The organism is Sphingomonas faeni (assembly GCF_040407495.1).
Classification (GTDB): Bacteria; Pseudomonadota; Alphaproteobacteria; order Sphingomonadales; family Sphingomonadaceae; genus Sphingomonas; species Sphingomonas faeni_D.
This window is the reverse complement of record NZ_JAPZPP010000001.1, coordinates 969,144-986,864: the sequence shown is the minus strand read 5'-3', so window position 1 is coordinate 986,864 and position 17,721 is coordinate 969,144. Positions and strand designations below refer to the sequence as shown.

Genomic DNA, 17,721 nt, shown 5'->3' with positions numbered 1-17,721 from the left:
GATATTGCCGACTGTTTGTAATTGATCGGGTAGCGTCGTGGAAGTGGGGGAACGGCGACGAGCAGCGCATCACGGCGACGTGACGGCTACCACGTTGTCGTCGCCGTTACGGTCCACATACATGTTGTACGGGTCGATCCCGGCAAAGGCCGGCTTGCGCCGCGTGACGATGCGGATCGTCTGCACGCCCGAGACGATCGGTCGGCGCTCCTTCAGGATCACGTCTTGCGCGGCAAAGCTGCCGAGACCAGGGCGCTGGTCGAACACGCCGACGTCGATCGTATCGGCAAGCGACGCAGCCTTCTCGGCGCCGGTGCCGTTCGCATAGAATTTAGCGGCGTCGATCGTCAACGTCGTTTCATACGTACCGTCCTGCAGCTTGCGTGTGCTCGCCCCGGTCGTCTTCAGGTCGTAAATGGTGATGCGATCGAACAGGTCGAGCACGAGCTGCCGTTCGGCGGGCGTGCGGGCCAATGGCAGGACACCCTCGACCAGATCGAGCGACCGCGGGAAGGGCTTGCCCTTGAAGCGATAGCGGGCGAGCAGGTCGCGCAGCATGGTGTTGACGCGCGCCTCGCCCAGTCGGTCCTGCAACAGGTACATGACCAGCGAACCCTTGCGGTAGTGAATGTAGCCCTGGTTCTCGACCCGATCGAGCGGCACTTCTTCCACCACGTCTCCGCCGCGCGAACGCAGGTAGGTGTCGAGTTCGTATTTCAGGAAACGACGGATTTTGTCCTCGCCATATTGGTGCTTCATGACCATCAGCGCGGAATATTGCGCCATCGTCTCGATGAGCATCGATCCGCCCTGCATGTCGGCGCTGACCAGCTGGTGGCCCCAATACTGATGGCCCAGCTCGTGCGCGGTGACATAGCTGACATAATCGATCGAGTCGGGATCACGCGTGTCCGCGACGAAGCCGATGCGTTCCGAATAGGGGATCGTCCCGGCGAACGCCTGTGCATAGCTTGCATAGCCGGGGAATTCGAGGATGCGCGCGTAGTCGAACTGATAAGGCCCGAAATTCGTGCGGTAATAGGCGAGCGAGCGCTGCATTGCGTCGAGCATGCGATCGACGTTGAACGCGTGTTGCGGATCGTAGAACACCGTCAGATGCGTGCCGTCGACGGTCCGTGATCGCTCGGCATAGGCCGCGGACTGGACCGAGAAGAAGGCGAGGATCGGCGCTGTCGACACGAACCGCGCAGTCCGGCGTCCGTTCGCGGTTATGTCGGCGATCTTGCGGCCGGGCGCGACTGGCACTTGGTTGGCGATCGTGGAGACGGTGATGTCGGACCGTACCCATGGCGCGTTGCCCAACAGGTTGCGCGCCTGCGCCGAACGATCCTCCAGCTTGGCCGGGCGCAGTTCGGGCGTCAGGCCGTATTTGCGACGCTTGGCGCGGTCCTGCAACAGCCCGTTCTGGTCCATCCCGAGTTGCGGCGCGAACTCGGCGTTCTGCAAGAACGACCCGTTACCCACGACGCGCGTATCGTCGTTGTTGGCGACCAACCCGCGCTGCCACCGGGTCGCGTGGAACGTCATCGTACCACGCGCGCCGGGTGCGAGCGGCGTCGCGAACCGGAAGATGCGGTATTGCATGTCGGCGTCGTTCATCACCAGCCTGGCGCCAGGAACGACGACATCGCCCAAATGGGTCTGGTCGTTCATCAGGCGCACGTGCAGGTCGGACAGCGGCGCACCGGTATCGTTGACGAAGGCATAGGTGCCGCTCGACTCCATCCGACGCTGATCGGGATGGAGCGCGACGTTCAGCCGCATGTCGGTGATCGATGGCTGTTTCATCGCTGCGTATCTGAAGTATTTCTTCTCGTACGCCGCCTGGCGAGCCTCGCCATCCTGCGTGGTGCGATAGCGGTTGATGACGTCCATGTCGTGATACAGATACGCACCACTCGCCGCCGTCACGATCAGCGCGCTGGCGAGGACTGCGCCCGGCACGCCGAGCAACCGGCGGGGCAGCTGGGCGAGGCGAACCTTCAGCCGGGTCTCCGTACCGCGTCGCCAGAGCAGGTGTGCGAAGACGCACAATGCCAGCGCGACCGATCCCCAATACAGCCTGAGCCACCATGCGCGCGGGCCGCCGATCTGCGCGCCGTTCATGTCCGACAGCTGGACCGTGCCGATGCTGCCATACTGGTAGAGCGGGTGTTCGAAACCCATGGTGGTCAGCGTGATCGTGCCGACGAGGTAGATCACCATGATCGCCCAGCCGATATATTTGTTGGGGCTCAACGCCTGGACGAACACCGCGAGGATCGCGAGGATCACTGCGTCCGCCGTCATCGGCAGTACCCACCAGGGGAGATAATGGCCGAGCGCGAGATCGGTTTGTCCGCGTGCAAGCTGGACGACGCACGCGGTGATTACCGCCATTACTGCGGTCGCGAACAGGACGCCGGTGATCGCCAGCACCTTGGGCACCAGATACGCCCAATTTGGCAACGAGGTCGCATCGACGATCTCATGCATGCCGCGTTCGCGGTCGCGCCAGACGAGCTCGCCCGAATAATAGATCGCGATGATCAGCGGGATGATGCTGAAGCTGCCCTCCAGCGTGCCGATCACCGCAAACGTCAGCTGGCGAATCGGCGCGCCGAACATCTCGTTGGCGAACAGCAGCGCGGCCATCGCATTGAACAGCCCGACCAGCATCAGCACCACGAATGCCGGGCTGCGGAACACTTGGGCCATCTCGAACCGGCAGCGCGCGATCAGCCGCGTCCAGCTTGCCTCTGCCGGACGCGCGGCGGGAAGGCGATCGACCGTCAGCGGTGCGGTCGCCGCCAGTTTGTTCGTCGCGCGCTGCTGTCGGCGCAGTCTGCGTTTCGAGACGCCGCGTTCCGTGAACGAGAAGCGGGCATAGGCGATGCCCATCGCGACCAGCCCGACGGCGATCACGATCACGCGGTTCCACATCAGCACGCCGACGAACGGCGGCATCCCTGCGTTCGCCTCGCTCGCGGTCCAGTAGCGCGTCGTCGAACCGAACGCGCCCATCCCGAACAGTTCGACATAGCTGCCAGCCCCGCGCCATTCGGGCTTCGCACGGATGATTGACATCAGCGCGAGGTACAGCATCAGGAACACGATCACGCCCAGATACGAATACATCATCGACCGCGTCATCGTCGCCACCGCGAAGAAGATCGCCGAGGTCAGGAAGACGTTGGGCAGCGCCAGCAGGAAATACGCATAGGCGAAATCGTGGAGTCGGTTCGGCCCCAGCGCCTCCTGATCCACCCATGGCATCAGCGAGCCGAGCCAGATCGCCAGTGGGATCGCGGCGAACGCCAGCGCCGCCGCGGTGAACGCGCCCAGGAAGCGCGCCATCAGATAATCGAACTTGGCGACGCGGGTCGACCGCACCATCGGCCCGAACCCGCTTTCATCGTCGCGCACGATCACGTTGGCCACGAACGCGGTCGTCACGAACATGAAAAAGATCGACATGATCTGGTGGACCTGCGCGATCGCCACTGGTGCGTTCTTGTGAATGTTGGCGCCGCTGCCGATCTTGATCTGCTCGATCGTCATCGATCCGAAGGTCAGCAGGAAGAACAGGATCGCGACGGTCCAGAAGACCGGGTTGCGCAATTGATAGCGCAGTTCGAAGCGGGCGATCTGGCCGAACATGGCGCTCAGGCCGCGATGGTGGAGGAGGGGGCGTCTGCGGCCGGTACCCGCCGCGATCGCGCGAGGCTGGAAAAATACACGTCCTCCAGTCCACCGCCTGCCGCCGTGAAGTCGTCGCCGGGATCGTCCGGGGACAGGATGTGGATGATGGTCCGTCCCGCGAACAGCCGCGTCGAGATCACCTCGTAGCGCAGCCGGCTTTCGTCGAGTTCGTCACGACCGATCGTCTTCGCCCAGATATTGCCGCGCGTCCGTTCGATCAGATCGAGCGGCGCGCCCTCGAGCAGGATTCGTCCCGCCGCGAGCACAGCCATGCGCGGGCAGAGATCGGCGACGTCCTCGACGATGTGCGTCGACAGGATCACGACGACGTTCTCGCCGATCTCTGCCAGCAGGTTGAGGAAACGATTGCGCTCCTCCGGATCGAGGCCGGCGGTCGGTTCGTCGACGATGATCAGCGCGGGGTTGCCGATCAATGCCTGCGCGATGCCGAAGCGTTGACGCATGCCGCCCGAAAAACCCGCGATCGCCTTATTGCGTACGGTCCAGAGGTTGGTCTGGTTCAGCAGCGTCTCGACCGTCTCCTTGCGCTCGCGCGCCGAAGCAATGCCCTTCAGGACCGCCATGTGATCGAGCATGTCGTAGGCGGATACGCGGGGGTACACGCCGAAATCCTGCGGCAGGTAGCCGAGTGTTTCGCGCAGCGCCTCGGGATTGGCGATCACGTCGATGTCGCCGAACCGGATCGTGCCGGCGGTCGGCGTCTGCAACGTGGCGATGGTCCGCATCAACGTCGACTTGCCCGCGCCGTTGGGCCCGAGCAGCCCGAACATCCCGTTGGGCACGCTGAGCGTCACGTCATCGAGCGCGCGCGTGCCGTTGGCATATACATGCGTAACATTGGTAAGTTCGAGCATCGTTGATCCCCCCGCCGAGGAAGCAAGCTAACAGGTGTGTTGCTGATGTAAAGCAGCTAATCTTGTCGAGAATGCGCGGCTCTCCTTGGCCACCTGACGGCCAAGTGAAGCGTCATCGCGGCAGTATAGGTCGTTGCCTGACCGGACAATGCCGCGTTGTGTCTGTGATACCTCAACCTCAGCGAGCGACGTGAGGGCTGTGGCTCGCTTCGCGCATCGGGAGAAGAGATGTTCCGAGAAGAGCCCGTTGAACGGCGTCGGTAAACGTTTCTGTGACAGCTGGAGGCGTGGTCGGATTAGCCCTGGCCACGATCGCTATCGTGGCTGGTCTTGCTGCAGAGACAGCAACTGGTGACTCGGCCAAAACCGAACCTGCGGCTAAATGCGACAGGCTCCGGTGATTCAACTCTCCGATAGCGCACTGCTCACGGTGCGCTATCGCCGTGGGAAGCCCTCGCACTTGGTCCTGACCTTATTCCTACGAACTCACGAGTTTTCTACTTTGGCAAAGCATACGCGATGACGTGATCGCCGAGCTTTGTGCCGAGCGAACCATGGCCACCCGCCACAACGACAACAAACTGTCGACCGCTCGCGGTCGAGCGATACGACATCGGCGTTGCCTGACCACCAGCGGGCAGCCGGGCGCGCCATAAGACCTTACCCGTTCGCGTGTCGTAAGCCCGAACGTAGTTGTCGATTGCCGCAGCCATGAACGCGACACCGCCCGCGGTCGTGATAGGTCCGCCAAGCGATGGCACACCCATCTTGAACGGCAGCGGTAGGATCGTTTCGTCCCGGATCGTACCGTTCTTATGCTCCCAGACCTTCTTGCCCGTGGTCAGGTCGATGCCGGCGACATAGCCCCAGGGCGGCGCCTGACAGGGGAGGCCGGCAAACGACAGGAACGGGTTCATGTCGACCGCGAACGGCGCCCCTGTATTGGGGTTGTAGCCCTGTTCCTGCGATCCGCGCCGATCCGATCCGCCGGACGGCCCGCGTTCGTTAGGTCCGCCGCTATCGTCGCGACGTGGCACCAGCCGGTCGACGAAGGCCACGTAATTTGGATGTGCGAAGAGGATTTGCCGCACCGGGTCGATCGAGATGCCGCCCCAGTCCATGACACCGAAGTTTCCTGGAAAAACCAGAGAACCTTTCAGCGAAGGTGGTGTGAACGGCCCGCGATAATCGAGCGACTTGAAACGGATCCGACACCAGAGCTGGTCCAGCATCGTCGTGCCCCACATGTCCGTCTCACGCGCCGGTGATGGCATCAAAGATACCGAAGAGAAGGGCTGCGTCGGCGACGTGCGGTCGCCGGGTGCCGCACCGGCTGGCACTGCGCGTTCGGACGCTGGAAAGATCGGCTTGCCAGTGCGGCGATCAAGCACGAACAGATTGCCGGTCTTGGTCGACTGGACCAGCGCCGGCACTCTGCCGCGGCCAAGCAGTGTCAGGTCAACCAATGCTGGCTGCGCTGGCACGTCCATATCCCACAGATCGTGATGGACTGTCTGGTAGATCCAGCGCGGTCGGCCAGTCGTGATGTCGAGCGCGAGGACCGAGGTTGCAAATCGCTCGGTGGTAGCGGGACGGTTGCCGCCCCACTGATCGACCGCCCCCATGCCCATAGGCAGATAGACCAGCCCGAGCGCTTCATCGGCTGCTGGCGTGCTCCAGCTGTTGGGAGACGACGGCGTGTACTGTTTGCCGGTACCCAGCGGTGCGGTGTCGTTGGGGTTGCCGGGATCGAAGTTCCAGACGAGCTGGCCGGTTGCGGCATCGTAACCCCGGATGACGCCGGACGGTACCTTGGTGGCGATGTTATCGAAGACTGCGCCGCCAGTGATGATAAGCCCCTTTGCAATCAGCGGCGCTGATGTGACCTGATACCAGCCCTGGTTGTAGTGCGGCTGACCCGGTAGCAGGCTGACGGTACCGTTCTGACCAAAGCTGCGACACAATGCGCCCGTTCGCGGATCGAGCGCGATGAGCCGGCTGTCATTCGTGGCTAGGATGATGCGCTGTGGGCAATCGCCGACGCTCGTTGCAGTCTGTATGCCAGCTTTCGTACTATCCCAGTAGGAGACGCCGCGACAGGTCAGGTGCTGCATGTTCTTCTGCGATGTCGCGATCTTCGGATCGAAGCGCCAGCGCTCCTTGCCGGTCTCGGCGTCGACCGCGATGACCCAGTTATGCGGCGTGCACAGATACACCGTGTCCCCGATCTTGATCGGCGTCATCTCGTACGTCGTCTCACCCGGGTCGGTGTCGCGCTTCATGTCACCGGTACGCAGCTGCCAGGCAACTTTGAGATTGCCGACGTTGGCTGGCGTGATCTGCGTCAGCGGCGAGAATTTGTCGCCGTACCAGCTGCGCGCATAGGCCTGCCAATCGTCATCGGGCACGCCGTGCAGGTTCGCGGCAAGCGCGTTCCGCGGCCCCGGCAGGGTGCCATCCAAATTATGTACGTCGCGCGCCAGCGACACCGCGCCGAACACAACGGCTATGCCTAGCGCCACAGTCAGCGGACCGGCGCCGCGCGCCCATGGCACGCTCGGCGTCAGTCGGTTGACCGTCCAAGGCAGCGCCAGCAAAGCACCGAAGACGAAGATCAGGTCGCCGCGTGGCACGAGCGGCCACCAATCCGCACCGATCTCGGCCCAGGCCCATATTACAGTCCCCAGCACGAGCGCAGCAAACACATGCAATGCGACCACGCGCCTGCGCCAGAGTAGCACCGCCGACGCCAGCATCGCGAGCCCGGCGACGATGTAAAACAGGCTGCCGCCCAACGTTGCGAGCCACACGCCGCCGACAAGGTTGATAAGCCCCACGACGCCAATGATGACTGCCAGGATATGAGGCCATCGTGCAGGGTGACGGACATGGTTCATCAGGCGGCTCCGCGCACCATGCCTGCTCAGACAGCGGTATCTAGGCAGGCGGTGCAGCAGGCACCGTAAACCGGTCGCATCAGGTAAAACGAGACGTCTGAATTAAACTTTTGTCATGTTGGACGTGATACCGGTAGGGATTACGTCCCGCCCTTGGCGAAATCCCCGAGCGTGCCAGCCGAGTACGTTGAGGTTGCTCCGGCTCACCATATACAACCCGAAAGTTAACTCAGACTTCGAGAAACCTCGCAGGACGGGTTGCCCCTGACGTTCTGGTTCGTGGAAGCGGATCGGAGTGCGCTGAAATCAGGGTTTGATGTGGTACCGGCGCTGGAATGGCTCGATGGGAGCATCTCGGTCACTGCGCCGACGCAGTTGGCGGCGCCGATTAGGCCCTCACCGCCCAAATCATGCCTGGGGTACCGATGACGATGATGGCTTGCCCAAGAGTATGGGCAAGCGCGGTCGGGCTGAACTCGGCGCACGCATTCTCCAACCCACCTGGTACGATCACTGCATCCACCGAATGCCGCAACGACAACGGCAGATCCTTTGCAGTGTGTTGCCGGCAAGCACGAGGTCGCTCAGCGATCGATCCGATGCCTATCGGTGAGCAGGACGAGATCGACACCGGGGGGGCGGCCGCGGCCTTGATTAGCGTGTCGAGGTCTCTCGCGGGAACAGCCCCTAATGCATCGGATTATGACTGTTCGGGAGGCAATCGCTCCCTCCCAACCGATCTCAGCTCGAATAAATTCAGACATGCTTAGCGCAATATCGCCGCCGCAGAGGCGTTTCCACGCCGATCCACCGGCTAGCCGCACGCATAAGACATATGCATTGGACACGCTCGCGGTCCGTCAAACGCACGCCGTTCGAAAGACTTGCGCGCATCCTTAGCTTGATCGTGACAAAGCCGTTTTGTCGATAGCCTTGCTAGTTTGGCGATAACGATCCGGTATCGTCCACCCGGTTACACCCTGAGTAAGCGTTAAATAAATGTTTGTTAATGAGGCAGGCGGGTCCTTGAACGCATCGTCAGCGCTAAATTGAGAGGCGGCCAATTTGGAGCGGCGGTAAGCGAGAGAAGGCTTCCGCTAACAGGTTTGACGAAGAGAATCCGATATTATTCGTGGAGAGCCGACGGTATGTCCGCCACACCGGGGTCCGACCTTTGCTGCCGATCCTTAAAAGGTTCTATGTTTGCGGTCTGATTGGCCGGTATGGGCGTGCTAATTATTTGACACTCCCTCGACTGTACTTCCAGGGACCAAGTCCGAATGACGTCTGCGACGGCGCCATGTGGGGTACGTTCGCTCACGAGCGGCGAGCAGGCGAGGAGGCCGTTGGGGCAGTAGCGATCGTCGTCCCAGCCGGGATGATCGAGGATGGGGTAGAGGCAGACTCCCTCGATGGGTACGCCGAGCGACTGGGCGATCTTCACCTCGCGCAGGATCATGCGGAGCCAGGCGGGGCGGGCGCTGCCTTCGATGCCGGTTTCGGCGATGAAGATCGGGCGACCGTAGCGCGCGTAGGCGTCGGCGAGGATCGCGTGGAGCGGGCGGCTGAGGGGGTGGTCGTAGGCTAGCGGTGGGCCGCCGTGGATCCACTGGTTGTTGTGGTAGAAATTGACGCCAACGATATCCAGCAATGCCGCGCGGCCGCCGGTCTGGGGCCATGCCTTTCCCGCGATCATGTCCCATGCCTGGTATTGCGCGAGGCGGTGACCTTCGGCGGCGGGGGCGTCGTTGGGGCGGGCGGGGTCGGTGATGACGTTGATGACCGGGTCGGCGTGGACGAACCTTGCGGCGGGGTCGACCGCGAGGATCGCTTCCATCGCGGCGATCGAGGCGCGGGCGAGTTGCACCTTGAGTTCGTAGCCGCGGCCTCGGGCGAACGGGTTGAGATAGGCTGCATCGCCGCCGCCCCAGGCGAAAAACGAGATCTCGTTGACGGGGGCGTAGAAGCGGGTCTCGCCGAGGGCGGCGGGGCCGATGTGGCGGGCGGCGGCGGCGGCGAATGCCGCAAAGCGCGTGACGAAGGCAGGCGTCCAGATGTCGATATCGTCGGGCCAGCCGTAATGGAGCAGGTCCCAGATGACTTCGGTGCCGATCGCCTTGGCGGCTTCCAGCTGGCGGTCGAGGCTGGACCAGTCGTAGCGGCCGAGTTCGCGTTCGATCAGATGCCAGCGCAGCCCGTCGCGGACGGTGAGGATCCCGAGCTTGGCGAGCTCATTGTAATCATGCGCGGCGAGGGTATCGTGATGGCTGGCGGCGATGACGTCGACGCGCTTGCGGTCGTGGGCGCGGCGGTGGGTGGAGGATTCGAAGCCGCCTTGCAGGAAGCTCCGGAAGAGGTGGGGCGGGCGGGGTAGTGGCGGCCGATCGGACAGGACTTCGGCGAACAGGGCTTCCCAGCGGGGGACGACGGCGGCGACGGCGTACTCGCTGTCTACCTTGGCGCGAAGGGCGGTGCCGAAGTGGGTCCGGAGTGTCGAGTCTTCGAGCAGTTTGGTGATCGCGGCGGCAACTGAGGGCGGGTCTTCGTGGGGGACGAACAGGCCGCTGATCCCGTCGACGATCTGTTGTTCGGAGCCGTTGTCTCGGGTTGCTATGACGGGGAGGCGTGCGGCGCCGGCTTCGGCAATGACGTGCGGCATGCCTTCGCCGCGGGATAGCCAGACGAACATGTCGAGTGCGGCGAGCAGGTCGGGCACGTCGTCGCGGTCGCCGAGGAAGGCCAGGGCGGTGTCGAGGCCAAGCGCGTGCGCGCGGTTGCGGAGCGCGGCGGCGTATTCGGGGATGAAGGCGTCCGGTCCGCCGATGACCACGAAGCGCGCACGGGGGTGGCGGGCGTGGACGAGCGCGGCGGCTTCGATGAAGTCCTCGACGCGCTTCTTCGGGTCGAGCCGGCCCAGCCAGCCGATCAGCGGTACGTCGTCGGCGATCCCTAGCGTCGCACGGACCGGCGCGCGGCGGGCGGGGTCGAAGGCGCGCGTGTCGACCATCGACGGGATCTCGATCGCGTGGTGTTCGCGGCCGGGCATGCGGCCGGCGGCGGCGTCGCGGATCGAGGCGCAGACGCCGACATAGCGCGCGGTGAAATGCTTGGGGCCGGCGAGCGCTTCGGAGACGAGGCCGCCATGCTCGATCAACGGCGGGCGGAGGTGCATGCGCTCAAGCGCGGGATAGATGTCCGCGACGTTCTGGCACGAGACGACGACGTCGTACGCGGGCAGCTTGCTCGCGAGGTAGGCGACGGTCTCGTCGAAGCCGAGCGCGTAGGGCGTGCGGTCGACGGAGACGCCGATCGCTTCCAATTGCGCGTGCGTCTGCTCGGGCATGCCGTCTTTCCGGAAGCAGGCGACGACCTCGATCCGGTAGCGCGTCGGGTCGAGCGCCTGGGCGAGCAGGCGCACTTCCGTCTCCTCGCCGCCGACGACGAGCCAGGCGAAGACGAACAGGATGCGGATCGGGCGGGCGTCGGCAGCGAGTGCGGTGCTCAATCGCCGACCTTGAAGACGATCTGGAGGAATTCGGGCCGCTCGCCGACCAGCTTTGCGATGAAGGCGGGGGCGTCGTCATAGGGCACGACATGCGTGATCAGCTGCGCCCGGATCTCCGGGCCACGCGCGAGAAGGAGCTTGACCGTCTCGTTGGCGAGGCGGCGGCGGTCCCATTGGAAGCCGAGCCCGCGCGGGACGCGGTTGATCTGCGCGCAGCGTAAGGAGAGGCCGTTGTGATGGAACTCCTCGCCGAGCCGCAACCGGTCCGCGCCGCCCTGGTAGAAGGCGAGGTCGATCACCGTGCCCTGTGGTCTCAGCGCGCGCATCGCGGCGTGCAGGCTGGCGGCGTCGGCGCGAGTCTGGAACACGACGTCGGCGCCGCGATCGTCACCGCCGTGGAGCCAGCGTGCCTTGGCGTACGCCCAAGCCTGGTCCTCAGTCATCGCCGTGATGCCGAGGCATTCGGCGCGCAGGCGGCGGAAGGGGGAGGGGTCGGCGATCACGACTTCGCTCGCGCCCGCAGCCTGCGCGAACAGGGCCGTCAGCATCCCGACGATGCCTGCGCCGATCACCAGCGCGGGGCGGCCGAGGATGCCGTCACCGAGGTTGACGACGTTGGGGCCGAGCAGTTCGGCGTCCGCGTGGAGAATGCCGTTGGCGGCGATCGGACCCATCTGGCCGATATAGATGCCGAGGATCGGATCGAGCTCGGGCGGGAGCTTGGTCAGCAGGTCGTTGAACGGGTCTGCGGTGTGGCCGGTCTTGTGGCCGAAGACCGTGCCGACGACGTCGCCGTTGGCGAAATCGTCGACCCGGCTGTCGCTGACACGGGCGCATTCCATGTAGCCAAGGAACGGCACCGGATAGTGCGCGCTCGGTTCGCCGGGGACGAAGACGCCGCGGCCTGCGTCCCAGCGGGAGTGGAGATACGGGTTGCTGTTCTTGACGAAGGTGAGTTCGGTCCCGGCGGAAAACCCGGTGTAGAGCAGGTCGAGGCGGACCTGACCATCGCCCGGAGGTGCCTCGTCATAGCCGAAGAAATAGGCTTGGCCGGGACGTTCGACGCCGAGCGAGCGGACGTGGCGCCACTCAGACATGCGCCACCTCGCGCTCGCGGACGTCGATCGCGCGGCCTTCGACGGCGGAGCGTTCGATCGCCAGCGCGAGGCGGAGCGTTTCGAGCGCGGCGGGGTAGGGGCAGCGGATACGGTTCTCGCCCCCACGGACCGCGTCGATGAAGTCGCGATCCTCCAGCACGACCGGATCGCTGCCGGTGCCGCGGACCGGGCGACCGCGGCCGATGTCGATCATCACGTCGCGGTCGGTCAGCTCGATCGCGAGGCCCTCGCCGAAGAGGTGGAGGCCGACGCGGTGGTTCCAGTTGAGCAGGCAGGTCGAGGCGAGGTTGGCGATCGCACCGCTGGCGAAGGTGAGCATCGCGGTGCTGGTGGTGGCGACGTCGAGGCCGGGGAAGGCGGCGCGGTCGATATGGCCCGACTGGCCGTAGACGCGGACGACGTCGCCGACGAGATAGCGTGCGAGATCGACGAGATGCGTCGTCTGTTCGAGCATCTGGCCACCCGATGCGTCCTTCTTCCACCACCAGCGCGGCGGCGGGGTTGAGTCGAGCCAATAGCCGGAGAGGAGGCGGGCGGGGGTCGCCGAAAGCAGCGCCTTCACCTCGTCCACGGTGTCGAGATAGCGCCAGTGATAGCCGACCGCGGTGACGAGACCGAGCCGGTCTACTGCGGCTGCGATGTCCTCTGCGGTGCCGAGGTCGAGCGCGACAGGCTTCTCGACGAAGAACGGGAGCGTGTGCTCGATTGCGAGGCGTTCGGGTTCGCCGTGCGCGAAGGGGGGCACGCAGATGTAGAGCGCGTCGAGGTCGACCGCGGCCAGCATCGCCGCGGCATCGTCGAACGCGCGCGCGCCGAAGCGGCCGGCGGCTTCGGTCGCGCGCGCCATGTCGACGTCGGCGACCGCGACGATCGCGACGTCGTCGAACTGCTCCAGCACGCCGAAATGGCGGTTGGCGATGCCGCCTGCGCCGATGAACCCGATCCGTGTGCGCTCCACGCGGTCTCCCTTATGTTTGGTGTCTGTCTCGTCGTGCACGGCGGCGTAGACCGCGCGCGTGTCGGCGATCATGCGATCGGCCGAGAATAGGTCTTGCTGGCGTTCGATCGCGGCACTGGCCATCGTTTTCAGGCGGTCGCGGTCGGCTAGCAGTGTGACGATCGCATCGGCGAAACTGGCCGGGTCTGCGGCGGTCAGGCGACCGGTGACGCCGTCCTCGATCGCTTCGGCATTGCCGGGTGCGACGGTGGCGACGACGGGGAGGCCGGCGGCCATCGCTTCGAGCGCGACCAGCGGCAGGCCTTCGAATGCTGACGGGAGGACGAGCAGGTCGGCGAGCGTCATCAGGTCGGCGACATCGCTGCGGGTGCCGAGCATGCGGACGGTACCGGCCAGCCCCTTGGCGGCTACCGCGCGCGCGGTCTGCGTCAGCAGGGGGCCTTCGCCGGCGAGTAGTACGATCATATCCGGGTGCGCGGCGCGGATCGCGGGCAGCGCGTCGAGCAGGAGCGCGTGGCCCTTCTGCTCGGCAAGGCGCGCGACCATCAGCAATACCGGCGCGTCGCCGATACCCCATTCGCCGCGCAACGCCGCGCGCGACCGTGACGGCCGGTGCGGGCCGACACCGTTGTGGATCGTCTCGACCAGCGCGGGATCGACGCCGGCCGCGCGGTAGCTGTCACCGACCGCATCCGAGACGCAGATCAGCCGTGCCAGCGCCGTTGCCGTATCGCGGTGCTCGTCGCACTGCGCCGCGTCGGTCAACAGATAGGGCAAATGCTCGGTACGGACGACGGGTACGCCGGCGGCATGCGCGGCCCGGATCGCGGCATGGCCTTCCCAGCCGATCCCGGCATGGACATGGACGATATCCGGTGCCGACCGCTGCATCCAGCGCGTCAACGCTGCATCGTCGTCGAGCATCTTCACGGCAAAGCCCCTGGCGGCGGCGCGTTCGAGCAGTCCGGTGGCCGGACGTCCGGCGAAGACGATCTCGTCGCCGGCAAGGCCCTCCGCCAGCGTCATCATGTGCGCGCCGACGCCGGACGGGGCGAGGCTGTCGGTCAGCAGGCAGATACGGGTCATTCGGCGGCCATCACGGGCGTTTCGAGGACGGCGGACTTGGCGACCATGCGGCGATAGGTGGCGAGCGCCTGGCCGACGACCTGGTCCATATTGTAGTAGCGATACGTCGCGAGGCGGCCGACGAAGGTCACGCCTTCTTCTGTATCGGCGAGCGCCTCGTAACGTTTGAACAGCGCCTGGTTTTCGGGGCGGGGGATCGGGTAATACGGGTCACCCTCCGCGCTCGGGAATTCGTAGCTGATGCTGGTCCTCGCGTGGAGCTGGCCGGTCAGGTGCTTGTACTCGGTGATGCGCGTCTGCGGCACGGCTTCGTCGGGATAGTTGACGACCGCGACCGGCTGGAACTGCGCGACGTCGTGGGTCTCGTGGCGGAACTGGAGGCTGCGATAGGGCAGCTTGCCGAAGCGGAAGTCGAAATACTCGTCGATCGGGCCGGTGAAGACGACGTGGTCGACGTCGACGCGGTCGATCACGTCGCGATATTCCACGCCAAGATCGAGCGTGATGCCGGGGTGATCGAGCATCGCCTCGAACATCCGGGTATAGCCGTTCGCCGGCATCGCCTGGAATTTATCGGTGAAATAGCGGTCGTCGGTCGAGGTGCGGGTCGGCACGCGCGCGGTGACGGCGCGGTCGAGTTCGGACGGGTCGAGGCCCCATTGCTTCCGCGTGTAGCCGCGGAAGAACGTCTCGTAGAGATCGCGCCCGACTGCCGCGACGACGACGTCTTCCGATGTGCTGATGTCCTCGACCGATTCCGCGCGGCTGGCGAGGAAGGCGGCGGCTTCCGCGTCGTCCTTGAGCGACAGGCCGTAGAGTTTGTTGATCGTGGTGCGATTGATCGGCATCGGCACGAGCTTGTCGTCGACGCTGGCGAGGACGCGGTGTTCGTAGGGGCGCCAGTCGGTGAAGCGCGAGAGATAGTCGAACACGTCGGCGGAATTGGTGTGGAAGATGTGCGGGCCGTAGCGGTGGATCAGCACGCCAGCCGCGTCGTGTTCGTCATACGCGTTGCCGCCGATGTGCGGGCGGCGGTCGACGACAAGGACGCGCTGGCCGCTGTCTGCCGCGAGCCGTTCGGCTAGGACCGCGCCGGCGAATCCCGCGCCGACGATCAGCGTGTGGTAACGTTCGCGTTTTGGCGCGGGGCGGAAGGTGCGTTTCGCGTGGAGAACGCGATCGATCTCGGTGGCCATGGCGGTTTGCGTGCGGTCCCAGGATTGCGTTGCGAGCAGGCGGTCGGCTTCGTCGCGCCATGCGCCTTCGCGGGGGAGGGCGAGCGCGGCCTTGCACGCTGAGACGAACGCGGGCGCGTCGGCGGCGATCGCGACGGCTGCTGCGTCGCCGTAGTGGCGGATCACGTCGACGATCGGCGTCGAGACGACGGGCAGGCCGCCAGCGAGATATTCGGGGGTCTTGGTCGGGCTGATGAAGCGCGTCGCGGCGTTGATCGCGAACGGCATCAGCGCGACGTTCCAGCCGGAAAGGTATGCCGGGAGTTCGTTGTAACCGCGTCCGCCGAGCCAGTGGATGTTGGCGCGGCGCGGCAGGTGCGCGGGGTCGATCTTCACGACCGGGCCGATCATGATGAATGACCAGTCGGGTCGCTGAGCGGCGACCGCGTCGAGCAGCGCTAGGTCGATGCGCTCGTCGATGACGCCGAAGAAGCCGAGCTTCGGGCCGGGGATGTGGCGCTGGTCTTCGGGTTCGATGTTGCCGGTCCGCGCTTGTGCGAAGTGCGCGACGTCGACTGCCGAGGGGAAGGCGTGGACGTCGCGGTGACGGCCGCGCTTGGCTTCGTAGAGGCTGTAGCCGCCGGTGAAGACGAGGTCGGCGCGCGCGAGCAGTCGCGCTTCGCGGTCGAGCAGGGCGGGGTCGGCAAAGCGGAACGCGGACAGTTCGTCCATGCAGTCGTAGACAACCGCGGCGGCTTCGAGATGCTCGGCGAACGGGAGCATCATTGGGGTGTAGAACCAGAGGACGGGCTTGGCGCGAATGCTCGTCGCGACCAGCATGTCGAGGAGTTGCCGCAAGCCTGCCTCGACTTGATCGGCGTTCCACCAATGCGGGAGGCGCGGGCGCAGCGCGATCACGTTGTCGGCGGGAAACGGGTGGTGTTCGAGGAACGGCAGTGGGTGGTCGCAGGGGATGTGTTCTTCCCAGACGAATACGCTCTGCGTTTGCGCGAACCGCTTCATCAGATGCTGCGGGCGCTGCGTGACGAAATCCCAGCGGAGATGCGAGAAGCAGATCAGCGGCGGCGGCGGGCTCGTATCGTCGGTCGTGGCGAGGGTGGGAGTAGGTCCGATACCGTGCACGCTCTTCCAATCCGCGAATCCGCGGTCATCCGCGTTGTTGATCGAACCTAAGCCCACGCCTCAGACCTGACTATGCAAATGTAATTGCTTTGCATCATGTATTTGCTGGATAATCGCACCCAAACGCACAACGCTATGCTGCCAATTCCAACGCGCCAATACGGCGTCGCGGGGTCGGAATTCGGCGTAGGTTTCGCGCATTGTAAGAATTGCATCGGCAAACCCGTTCGTCGAAGCCGTCATGCCGGTCTCGGGCAGGATGAACTGCAATCCGCAGCGTAGTGCCGCGTTGGCGAGTACGGGCAGGCCGGCGAGCATGTATTCGGTCAGGATCGCGGGCGCGCCGTCGTCGATACCGCAGACGACGCCGAACCTGGCGCGGTTCATCAGGCGGTTGACCTCTTCGATCGGTACGCCTGGTGGCCCGACGAACTCGATCGAGAGGTTCTGCTCTTGCGCGCGTTGGCGGAGTGCGTCGGCATCCTCGCCATAGCCGAACACGCAGAGCGCGCGGACGTCGCGCGGGAGTTGCGCGAGAGCATCGAACAGGATGTCGTGGCGCTTGTACGGCTGCGCGGCGGCGACGTAGATCAGGTCGACGTCCTTGGGCGTGCCGAGCGCACGGAACTGGTCGACCGCCGCGAACTCGGGACCGACCGGCATGATCGCGGTGCGCATACCGGGGTGGCGCGCCTCGACTTCGTCCGACTGCCACTGCGCGCCGGTGATGACGAGATCGAATTGCTCGCTGACTTCGGGCGGCACGCGCAAAGAGGGCGCGTCGATCGAATTGTAGAGGATAATGCTGTTCGCACATAGCGCCAGCAATTCGGGCGCGACACCCAAGCCGAACACGACGAGGATATGCGGCGCGCCGAACGTTTCGACAAACGCATTCATCTGCGATGAGGCAAAGGGGGCATGCTCGTCGTCGATCCGGAATGCGCGGCGCGCCAGAACCGCGTTGTCCCTACGAAATGGGGGCTCGTCCTCGCCGCGCCAATGATGCCAGATCTCGGCCTGATCGACGATGCCGTCGGCGATCAACGCGAGGGGTAGCCGCTCGAGATATCCGCCCGCCACGTCCGCGGGTGCAAGATCGCCGGTCCATGGCTGGCTGGCCGGATCGATTGCGTGTGCTGGCAGCAGGGAGGATGACGGGCGGTCTTGCTCGGGATGCCGACCATCGACCCAGTCGCTGATGACGACGACCGATCGCCGAGCCGTCAACGCTGCCGCCATCTGTAATTTCCCCCTCATCG

Annotated in this window: 8 protein-coding genes; all 8 read right to left on the bottom strand. The window is 64.9% G+C overall.

Features of this window, described 5'->3' with window-relative positions; all coding sequences use genetic code 11:
• Nucleotides 1-69: 69 nt before the first annotated feature.
• The 8 genes from O6W96_RS04365 to O6W96_RS04330 all read right to left on the bottom strand — a co-directional run bounded on the left by O6W96_RS04365 (nt 70) and on the right by O6W96_RS04330 (nt 17,701).
• Nucleotides 70-3,660 (bottom strand): ABC transporter permease/M1 family aminopeptidase, encoded by a 3,591-nt coding sequence (locus tag O6W96_RS04365; protein ID WP_353468427.1) that lies wholly within the window; start codon nt 3,658-3,660, stop codon nt 70-72.
• Nucleotides 3,661-3,665: 5 nt separating this feature from the next.
• Entirely contained in the window at nt 3,666-4,577 is a 912-nt protein-coding gene (locus tag O6W96_RS04360) for an ABC transporter ATP-binding protein (protein ID WP_353468426.1), read from the bottom strand.
• A gap of 497 nt (nt 4,578-5,074) precedes the next feature.
• On the bottom strand, nt 5,075-7,474 hold the full coding sequence (locus O6W96_RS04355) for a glucose/quinate/shikimate family membrane-bound PQQ-dependent dehydrogenase (RefSeq protein WP_353468425.1): 2,400 nt from the start codon (nt 7,472-7,474) through the stop codon (nt 5,075-5,077).
• A gap of 1,126 nt (nt 7,475-8,600) precedes the next feature.
• Nucleotides 8,601-10,979, bottom strand: coding sequence for a glycosyltransferase family 4 protein (locus tag O6W96_RS04350; RefSeq protein WP_353468424.1), 2,379 nt, complete (start codon nt 10,977-10,979; stop codon nt 8,601-8,603).
• Nucleotides 10,976-12,076: a zinc-dependent alcohol dehydrogenase gene (locus O6W96_RS04345; RefSeq protein ID WP_353468423.1), complete on the bottom strand. Its 1,101-nt coding sequence runs from the start codon at nt 12,074-12,076 to the stop codon at nt 10,976-10,978. Before O6W96_RS04345 ends, O6W96_RS04350 begins: the two co-directional genes overlap by 4 nt.
• Nucleotides 12,069-14,141: a glycosyltransferase gene (locus O6W96_RS04340; protein WP_353468422.1), complete on the bottom strand. Its 2,073-nt coding sequence runs from the start codon at nt 14,139-14,141 to the stop codon at nt 12,069-12,071. Before O6W96_RS04340 ends, O6W96_RS04345 begins: the two co-directional genes overlap by 8 nt.
• A complete protein-coding gene (gene glf / locus O6W96_RS04335) occupies nt 14,138-16,516 on the bottom strand; it encodes a UDP-galactopyranose mutase (protein WP_353468421.1) in 2,379 nt (792 codons plus the stop codon). The genes O6W96_RS04340 and glf overlap by 4 nt, the downstream gene beginning before the upstream one ends.
• A gap of 3 nt (nt 16,517-16,519) precedes the next feature.
• Nucleotides 16,520-17,701, bottom strand: coding sequence for a glycosyltransferase family 4 protein (locus tag O6W96_RS04330; protein WP_353468420.1), 1,182 nt, complete (start codon nt 17,699-17,701; stop codon nt 16,520-16,522).
• Nucleotides 17,702-17,721: the final 20 nt, after the last annotated feature.